Annotated in this window: 13 protein-coding genes; all 13 read left to right on the top strand. The window is 62.8% G+C overall.

Annotated elements, in window-relative coordinates:
* Positions 1-426 (top strand): NADH-quinone oxidoreductase subunit C (locus K2W81_RS13995; protein WP_294105403.1); only part of this gene is annotated, 426 nt, incomplete at its 5' end.
* Positions 423-1,637, top strand: coding sequence for an NADH-quinone oxidoreductase subunit D (locus K2W81_RS13990; RefSeq protein ID WP_294105401.1), 1,215 nt, complete (start codon positions 423-425; stop codon positions 1,635-1,637). The genes K2W81_RS13995 and K2W81_RS13990, both read left to right, overlap by 4 nt.
* A complete protein-coding gene (locus tag K2W81_RS13985) occupies positions 1,634-1,879 on the top strand; it encodes a hypothetical protein (protein WP_294105400.1) in 246 nt (81 codons plus the stop codon). Before K2W81_RS13990 ends, K2W81_RS13985 begins: the two co-directional genes overlap by 4 nt.
* Positions 1,876-2,247 carry a cupin domain-containing protein gene (locus tag K2W81_RS13980; protein WP_294105398.1) on the top strand — a complete coding sequence of 124 codons (372 nt, stop codon included), beginning with the start codon at positions 1,876-1,878 and terminating at the stop codon, positions 2,245-2,247. The genes K2W81_RS13985 and K2W81_RS13980 overlap by 4 nt, the downstream gene beginning before the upstream one ends.
* 67 nt (positions 2,248-2,314) lie before the next feature.
* Positions 2,315-2,542, top strand: coding sequence for a hypothetical protein (locus tag K2W81_RS13975; protein WP_294105396.1), 228 nt, complete (start codon positions 2,315-2,317; stop codon positions 2,540-2,542).
* A 3-nt stretch (positions 2,543-2,545) separates the two neighbouring features.
* On the top strand, positions 2,546-3,214 hold the full coding sequence (locus K2W81_RS13970; RefSeq protein WP_294105395.1) for an NAD(P)H-dependent oxidoreductase subunit E: 669 nt from the start codon (positions 2,546-2,548) through the stop codon (positions 3,212-3,214).
* On the top strand, positions 3,211-3,441 hold the full coding sequence (locus K2W81_RS13965; RefSeq protein WP_294105393.1) for a hypothetical protein: 231 nt from the start codon (positions 3,211-3,213) through the stop codon (positions 3,439-3,441). Before K2W81_RS13970 ends, K2W81_RS13965 begins: the two co-directional genes overlap by 4 nt.
* Positions 3,438-3,596 (top strand): hypothetical protein, encoded by a 159-nt coding sequence (locus K2W81_RS13960; protein WP_294105392.1) that lies wholly within the window; start codon positions 3,438-3,440, stop codon positions 3,594-3,596. Before K2W81_RS13965 ends, K2W81_RS13960 begins: the two co-directional genes overlap by 4 nt.
* Positions 3,596-3,859 carry a hypothetical protein gene (locus K2W81_RS13955; protein WP_294105390.1) on the top strand — a complete coding sequence of 88 codons (264 nt, stop codon included), beginning with the start codon at positions 3,596-3,598 and terminating at the stop codon, positions 3,857-3,859. Before K2W81_RS13960 ends, K2W81_RS13955 begins: the two co-directional genes overlap by 1 nt.
* 19 nt (positions 3,860-3,878) lie before the next feature.
* Positions 3,879-5,192 carry an NADH-quinone oxidoreductase subunit NuoF gene (nuoF, locus tag K2W81_RS13950; protein WP_294105388.1) on the top strand — a complete coding sequence of 438 codons (1,314 nt, stop codon included), beginning with the start codon at positions 3,879-3,881 and terminating at the stop codon, positions 5,190-5,192.
* The gene (locus K2W81_RS13945) at positions 5,189-5,620 is read left to right on the top strand and encodes a hypothetical protein (protein WP_294105386.1); all 432 of its coding nucleotides are present in this window, start codon (positions 5,189-5,191) and stop codon (positions 5,618-5,620) included. The genes nuoF and K2W81_RS13945 overlap by 4 nt, the downstream gene beginning before the upstream one ends.
* Before the next feature lie 275 nt (positions 5,621-5,895).
* Positions 5,896-7,899: an NADH-quinone oxidoreductase subunit NuoG gene (gene nuoG / locus K2W81_RS13940; RefSeq protein WP_294105385.1), complete on the top strand. Its 2,004-nt coding sequence runs from the start codon at positions 5,896-5,898 to the stop codon at positions 7,897-7,899.
* On the top strand, positions 7,896-8,627 hold a 732-nt coding region (locus K2W81_RS13935), incomplete at its 3' end, for an NADH-quinone oxidoreductase subunit H (RefSeq protein WP_294105384.1). The genes nuoG and K2W81_RS13935, both read left to right, overlap by 4 nt.

Genomic DNA, 8,627 nt, shown 5'->3' with positions numbered 1-8,627 from the left:
GATTATCCCGAGCGGCCCGAGCGGTTCGATGTCTGCTATCATCTGCTCAGCCTGACCCGGAACCACCGCATCCGCGTGCGCGTGACCACCGATGAGGTCCAGCCGGTGCCGTCGGTGACGGGGCTGTGGCCGGTCGCGGGTTGGCTCGAGCGCGAAGTGTACGACATGTACGGCGTGCTGTTCAGCGGCAACAGTGACCTGCGCCGCATCCTGACCGACTACGGCTTTCGCGGCCACCCGCAGCGCAAGGACTTTCCGCTCACCGGCTATGTCGAGCTGCGCTACTCCGAGGAATCGAAGCGCGTGGTGTATGAGCCCGTCAAGCTCTCGCAGGATTTCCGCACCTTCGACTTCACCTCGCCGTGGGAAGGGGCCGATTATGTCCTGCCCGGCGATGAAAAGGCCGAGCCGGAGGTCAAGAAATGAGCGAGACCGCGCCAGTGATCGACCCCGAAACGGGCGAAATCGCGATCGAGAATTACACGATCAATTTCGGGCCACAGCACCCGGCTGCGCACGGCGTGTTGCGGCTGGTGATGGAGCTTGACGGCGAGATCGTTGAGCGGCTCGACCCGCATATCGGCTTGCTCCACCGCGGCACCGAAAAGCTGATCGAGTACAAGACCTACCTCCAGGCGCTGCCCTATTTCGATCGGCTCGATTACTGCTCGCCGCTCTGCATGGAGCATAGCTATGTGCTCGCGATCGAGAAATTGCTCGATCTCGAAGTGCCGATCCGCGCGCAATATCTGCGCGTGCTGTTCGCCGAGCTGACGCGCATTTCGAACCACATGCTCAATCTCGCGAGCCATGTCATCGACGTCGGCGCGCTGACGCCGGGGCTGTGGATGTATGAAATCCGCGAGGATTGCCTCAATTTCTTCGAACGTGCCTCGGGCGCACGGATGCACGGCGCCTATTTCCGCCCCGGCGGGGTGCATCAGGACGTGCCGCTCAAGCTGCTGAGCGACATTGGCGATTGGCTCGACACGCGGCTGCCGCGCTTGTTCGAGGATGCGATCAGCCTTGTCGCCGACAACCGCATCTTCAAGCAGCGCAACGTCGACATCGCGCTGGTGAGCCGCGAAGACGCGATCAAATGGGGCTTTTCGGGGCCGATGATCCGCGCGGCGGGCATCCCTTGGGACCTGCGCAAGTCGCAGCCCTATGATGCCTATGCCAAGATGAATTTCGAGGTGCCGGTCGGCACGCGCGGCGATTGCTATGACCGGTTCATGGTCCGCGTCGAGGAAGTGCGCCAGTCGGCGAAAATCATCCGCCAGTGCATTGCCGAAATGCCCGACGGGCCGATCGCCAGCCTCGACCGCAAGGTGGTGCCGCCCAAGCGCGGCGAGATGAAGCAGTCGATGGAAGCGCTGATCCACCACTTCAAGCTCTATACCGAGGGCTTTCATGTGCCCGCCGGCGAAGTTTACGTCGCGACCGAAAGCCCCAAGGGCGAATTCGGCGTCTATCTGGTGAGCGACGGGACGAACAAGCCATACCGCTGCAAGATCCGGCCGACGGCGTTCTCGCATCTGCAGGCGATGGATTTCATGAGCCGGGGCCATATGCTGGCCGACACGACGGCGATCCTGGGCGCGCTGGATATTGTGTTCGGGGAGTGTGACCGGTGAAGGGCTGTGGCCCGATTGGACTTATCGCAATATCGGCGACGCTTCTCTATGGTGTCGCATTCAGTGACGGTGTTCAATTAGGCTACGGCTTTGCGATAATGATGTTTCTTTTTCCTTTTACGGCGATACTCGGTCAAGGTGAAGCTTTCAAAATCTTCGTAGTGACAATGTGGTGGTTGATTCCAGCGCTGCCGGGAATTCTCGGGTTGCTTATGTTGTTAAAGAAGTCGCCATCAGTATGACTGACACCCCCGCCACCCTCAATCTCGCCGACAAGCTCGCGCAGTTCGCGGATCACTGGAATCCGCGCATTGTCGGCAGCTACAACGGCAATGAAATCCGCGTCGCCAAAGTGCAGGGCGATTTCACCTGGCACGCGCATGCCGATACCGACGAGCTGTTCCTTGTCGTGTCGGGCGAGCTCGGCATCGAGTTCCGCGACGGCGTGCGGCGGTTGCAGGCGGGCGAGATGATCGTCGTGCCCAAGGGCACCGAGCACCGCCCCTTTGCCGAGGCCGAATGCCACATCCTCCTCCTCGACCGCGAGGGCGAGCCGAATACAGGCGTCAACCCGTCCGAGCTGACGCGTGCGACGCTGGAGCTGCTGTGATGGCCCGTGGATGCCCGCAGCGCCTCGATTTTATGCTATGGGAAAGCCTCAGCGAAGGAGCTTTGGCATGACCGAAAATGTCGAAAACCTGATTCTGGAACGGCTGCGCCGGATCGACGACCGGCTGACCAATATGGAAGATGATATGCAGATCGTGAAATCGCGCCTGTCCGCCGTTGACGAGCATTTGGGCGGAATTCTGATCAGTCTGTCAGGCCTCAACAATCGCATGGACAAGTTCGACGAGCGGCTGGCGCGCGTCGAGCGGCGCCTCGAACTGTCGGACGCGCGCTGAGCCGTGGCTGATACGATCCACATCCCCGACGAAGCTGAAACGCGCGCGCGCTGGGGCAGTTTCGCCTGGTCGCCTGAGAGCGCCGAGAAGGCCCGGACCATCCTGACGCGCTATCCCGCCGGGCGGCAGCAATCGGCGTCGATCCCGTTCCTCGATCTCGCCCAGCGGCAGGTGGGGGCGGAGACGCAGACGCAAGGCTGGCTGCCGGTGCCGGTGATCGAGTTCGTCGCGCGCGAACTCGGCATGCCCTATATGCGCGTGTACGAAGTCGCGAGCTTCTACACGATGTTCAATCTCGCCCCCGTCGGCCGCTATCATGTGCAGGTGTGCGGGACGACGCCGTGCCTGCTGGCGGGATCGGACGAGGTGATGAAGGCGTGCAAGAATCGCGGGCTGGTGAAGGGCAAGACCACCCCCGACGGCCTGTTCACCTTGACCGAAGTCGAGTGCTTGGGCGCGTGCGCCAATGCGCCGATGGTGCAGATCAACGACGACAATTTCGAAGATCTCGACTATGATCGCACCACAGCGATCCTCGACGCGCTGGCGCAAGGCGACACGCCGAAGCCCGGCTCGCAGATCGGTCGCCAGACGAGCTGCCCCGAAGGCGGCCCGACGTCGCTTCAGAAGATGGTGGCCGACAACCACGATTACCGGGGGGAATGGGCGTGACCGTTCAGGAGACTCGCTTCATCACCGAGATGCTGAAGGCGATCCGGTCGGACATCGGCGGGCTTTCCGACCGTGTCTTGAATGTCGAACTGCGCCAGACCGCCGTCGAGCGGCAACTCTTGGGCGTCAATACACATCTTGCCGCGCTGCAAAACGGAGTCGACGGGCTGTCGCGCGACATGCGCCGGGTGAAGCAGCGGCTCGAACTCGTGGATGGTGAAGCATGAACATCCTGATCGCGCTTGGCGTCGCACTGCTTGCCGTGTTCGTACTCGTTGCACTGGTGAAGCTCGCCTTCGGGCTGATCGTGCTGGCGGTGGTGCTGGGGCTCGCGGTTGCGGCCTATTTCTTCCTCGAAAAGCTGGTCGGGAAGGGACGCTGATGGCCGAAGACAAGTTCATCGTTGAAATGCTGCGGAGCATTCAGGCGGCGGTGTCGCAGACCAACCAACGGCTCGACAAGGTCGAATCGCACATGGGCAATCTCGAACGGCGGCAGACGGCATCGACCCATTTCGAACAATCGGTGCTGGCGCATCTCGCCGGGATTCATGAAAGCGTGGACGAATTGAAATCCGATATGCGGGCGGTGCGCGGCGAAATGCGCGACGTCCATAATCGCGTCGACAGGGTCGAGAACCGCTGATGCTCGCTGGAGTCTTTGAATGTTAGAGGATCGCGACCGCATCTTCACCAACGTCTATGGGTTCCAGCCTTGGAACCTCGACGCTGCGCGCAAGCGCGGTGACTGGGACAATACCAAGGCGCTGCTCGACATCGGGCAGGACGCGATCATCGATCGCATCAAGGCGAGCGGCCTGCGCGGGCGTGGCGGGGCGGGGTTCCCGACCGGCACCAAGTGGAGCTTCATGCCCAAGGAGCCCAAGCCCGCCTCTGATGGACTTGGGCGCCCCAATTTCCTCGTCATCAACGCCGATGAGTCCGAGCCGGGGAGCTGCAAGGACCGCGAGATCATCCGCCACGATCCGCACAAGCTGATCGAAGGCGCGTTGGTCGCGGGCTTCGCGATGCGCGCGCGGGCGGCGTACATCTACATTCGCGGCGAATATATCCGTGAGGCCGAGACGCTGTTCGCCGCCGTCGCCGAAGCCTACGCGGCGGGGCTCGTCGGCAAGAATGCCTGCGGGTCGGGCTATGACTTCGACGTGTTCGTCCATCGGGGCGCGGGCGCTTATATCTGCGGCGAAGAAACCGCGATGCTCGAAAGCCTGGAGGGCAAGAAGGGCCAGCCGCGGCTGAAGCCGCCCTTCCCGGCGGGCGCGGGGCTTTATGGCTGCCCGACCACGGTCAACAATGTCGAATCGATCGCGGTTTGCCCGACGATCCTGCGCCGTTCGCCCGAATGGTTCGCGAGCTTTGGCGCCGAGAACAACAAGGGCACCAAGCTGTTCCAGATCAGCGGCCATGTGAACAAGCCCTGCGTCGTCGAGGAAGCGATGAGCATCCCGTTTCGCGAGCTGATCGAAAAGCACTGCGGCGGCATTCGCGGCGGCTGGGACAATCTGCTCGCGGTGATCCCGGGTGGCTCGTCGGTGCCGTTGGTGCCGGCGGCGCAGATCATGGACTGCCCGATGGATTTCGACGGGCTGAAAAAGCTCGGCTCGGGCCTCGGCACGGCGGCGGTGATTGTGATGGACAAATCGACCGACATCGTCCGGGCGATTTCGCGGCTCAGCTATTTCTACAAGCACGAAAGCTGCGGCCAGTGCACGCCGTGCCGCGAAGGCACCGGCTGGATGTGGCGCGTGATGGAACGGCTGCGGACCGGCGATGCCGAAGTTTCCGAGATCGACACGCTCTACCAGGTGACCAAGCAGGTCGAGGGCCACACCATCTGCGCGCTGGGCGATGCAGCGGCGTGGCCGATCCAGGGCCTGCTGCGCCACTTCCGTCCCGAGGTCGAGCGGCGGATCGCCGAGCGCAAGGGGCTGACCCCGATGGCGGAGGCGGCGGAGTGAGGCCGGCCAGACAATCAAGCCTGCACTGTCTAGCGGCAGGCGCGCTGTTCCTCGGCGGTTGTTCGGAAGCGTGCGGCTGCAGCAACAACGCACGGGCGGTCCGTGACTGGGCCGGGTGCGCAACTTCGGCGATTGACCGCACGGGAAGCCGCAAGTTTGCCGATCACTATGTCGGTCGCCGGGTTCGGGGAGAGCCAACGTCCACCGCGCAAGAATTGCGTTGGCAGTACCTCGTCGGTGATATCGACAAGTCCTGCGGCACATTTGCTACCGCGCTCAAACGGGCGCAGCAGGCCCGGGCCAATGGCTACGTGGAGGATAATGCTGTGCAAGTGACTTCGGCAATCGAGGCGCTGTCACTCCACGGGTTGGGCGACTTGGGCAACCATTTGCAAGCCGTCTCCCCGCGCCGCACGGAGATGCACTGACATGCCTAAACTCAACGTCGAGCGGCGGATCGCCGAGCACAAGGGCGCAATGCCGATGGCGGAGGCGGCGGAATGACCATTACGCCAACTGAAGTGGTGGTTGTCGTGACCTTGGGCGTTGCGGTCTTTGTCTATCGGCTCTTCCGGCCGGCCCGCCCAACTGAACAACCTGGACCGCACAACAATTGGACTAGGAACGACAGAGACAGGGCGGGCTCCAGTTTCGATGAATGCGGCGCCGGTACGATGGGTGGCGACAGTGGGGGTCATTTCTAATGCCTAAACTCAAAGTCGACGGCGTCGAGATCGAAGTCCCCGCCGGTGCCACCGTGCTCCAGGCGTGCGAGCTGGCGGGGAAGGAGATTCCGCGCTTCTGCTATCACGAGCGGCTGAGCATTGCGGGCAATTGCCGCATGTGCCTCGTCGAAGTGAAGCCGGGGCCGCCCAAGCCGCAGGCCTCTTGTGCGCTCCCCGCAGCCGAGAACCAGGAAATCTTCACCAACTCGCCGATGGTCAAGAATGCGCGCGAAGGGGTCATGGAGTTTCTGCTCATCAACCACCCGCTCGATTGCCCGATCTGCGATCAGGGTGGCGAGTGCGATTTGCAGGATCAGTCGGTCGCTTATGGCCGGGGATCGAGCCGCTACAGCGAGAACAAGCGCGCGGTGACCGAGAAGTATATGGGGCCGGTCGTCAAGACGGTGATGACGCGCTGCATCCAGTGCACGCGCTGCGTCCGGTTTGCCGAGGAAGTCGCTGGCATCGAGGAAATCGGCGCGATCGGGCGCGGCGAGAGCATGCAGATCACCAGCTATCTCGAACATGCGGTCACCAGCGAGCTTTCGGGTAATGTCGTCGATCTCTGCCCCGTCGGGGCGCTGACGTCGAAGCCTTATGCCTTCGAAGCGCGGCCGTGGGAGCTCAAGAAGACGCTGACGATCGACGTGATGGACGCGGTCGGCACCAATATCCGGCTCGATTCGCGCGGGCGTCAGGTGCTGCGGTGCCTGCCGCGCATCAATGAAGACGTGAACGAGGAATGGGCGACCGACAAGACGCGCCACGCGGTCGATGGCCTGGTGCGCAAGCGACTCGACCGGCCATTCGTGCGGCGCGGCGGCAAGCTCGTCGAAGCGTCGTGGGACGAAGCCTTTGCGGCGATTGCGGCAGTGAATGCCGGTGCGAGCGTTGCTGCGATTGCGGGTGATCTGGTCGATTGCGAGACGATGTTTGCGGCCAAGGTGCTACTCGCGCAGGCCGGGTCTTCCTTGCTCGAAGGGCGGCAGACGGGGTTGGATTACGACGTCTCGTCGCTCGCCGCGCTCAATTTCAACACGACGATTGCGGGCACCGAACAGGCCGATGCGATCCTGCTGGTCGGGACGAACCTGCGTTGGGAAGCGCCGCTGGTGAACACGCGGGTGCGCAAAGCCATCAAGCGCGGGGCGAAGGTTTTTGCGATCGGGCCGGTGGTCGATTTGACCTACAAGGTTGAGTGGCTGGGTGATGATCTGGCCTTGCTCGGGAGCCTGCCTGAGGCGGCGACCGAGCTGTTCGGCAAGGCCGAGCGCCCGATGGTGATCGTCGGGGGTGCTGCACTCAAGAACGGGCTGGGCGGGGCGCTGGCGTTTGCCAAGCAGTATAATCTTGTGCGCGAAGGCTGGAACGGCTTCAACACGGTGCATATGGCGGCGGCGCGGATGGGCGGGCTGATGCTCGGCTATGCGCAAGGCAGCGGCATTGCCGACGTGGTCGCGGCCAAGCCTAGCCTCGTCTTCTTCCTCGGCGCCGATGAAGTCGATTTTTCGGCGTTCGGCGATAGCTTCAAAGTCTATATCGGCCATCACGGCGACAAGGGTGCGGCCCATGCCGATGTGATTCTGCCGGGCGCAAGCTATGCCGAGAAATCGGGGACCTGGGTTAATCTCGAAGGTCGCGTCCAGCGTGGCGAGCGCGCCGTGTTCCCGCCGGGCGACGCGCGCGAGGACTGGACGATCTTCCGGGCGCTGAGCGAGCGGCTGGGCAAGGCGCTGCCGTTCGACACGCTCGACCAGTTGCGCGCGGCGATGGCGGCGGAGGTACCGGCGCTCGGGATGTCGGGACTGGCGACGTTCGAGTGGAACCCGCCTGCGCTTGATACGAAGGCAGAAGGGGTAATCGCAGGCTATCCGATCAAGGATTTCTACCTGACCAATGCGATCTGCCGCGCGAGCCCGACGATGCAGCGCTGCTCGGCCGAGCTGATCCACGGCGAGACTTTCGCGGAGGCGGCGGAATGACCAGCTGGTTCACTTACCTCGGCATGTCCTTCGAAGGCGCGTGGTTCACCGCAACCTTGATCGACATCCTGCTCATCGCTTTTCCGGTGATGTTGATGGTCGCGCTGATCATCTATGCCGACCGCAAGATCTGGGCAGCGATGGCATTGCGGCGCGGGCCGAATGTCGTGGGACCCTTCGGCATCCTCCAGAGCTTTGCCGACGGGCTGAAAGTGTTCCTGCAGGAAACGATCATTCCGTCGGGGGCGAACAAGGGGCTGTTCCTGCTCGCGCCGATCGTGACCTTTACCGTCGCGCTGATCGTGTGGGCCGTAGTGCCGTTTCAGGCCGACCTGATCCTGGCCAACATCAATGTCGGGCTGCTCTACGTGCTCGCGGCGAGTTCGCTCGGGGTGTACGGGATCATCCTCGCGGGCTGGTCGTCGAATTCGAAATACCCGTTCTTCTCGGCGATCCGCGCGGCGGCACAGATGGTGTCTTACGAGGTCGCGATCGGTTTCGTGCTGATTTCGATCGTGTTGTGGGCGGGGACGTTCAATCTGGCGGGCATCGTCGAGGCGCAGAAGGGCACGATCTTCGGCTTCGTCAATGGCTTCGGTTTCAACCCGCTGCTGTTCCCGATGGCGGTGGTGTTCTTCATCTCGTCGCTGGCCGAGACGCAACGCGCGCCGTTCGACCTGACCGAGGCCGAGAGCGAGCTCGTCGCGGGCTATCAGACCGAATATTCG

The organism is Sphingomonas sp. (genome assembly GCF_019749955.1).
GTDB lineage: Bacteria > Pseudomonadota > Alphaproteobacteria > Sphingomonadales > Sphingomonadaceae > Sphingomonas.
Note: the sequence above shows the minus strand (reverse complement) of the source record. Positions and strands in the feature narration are given on the sequence as shown.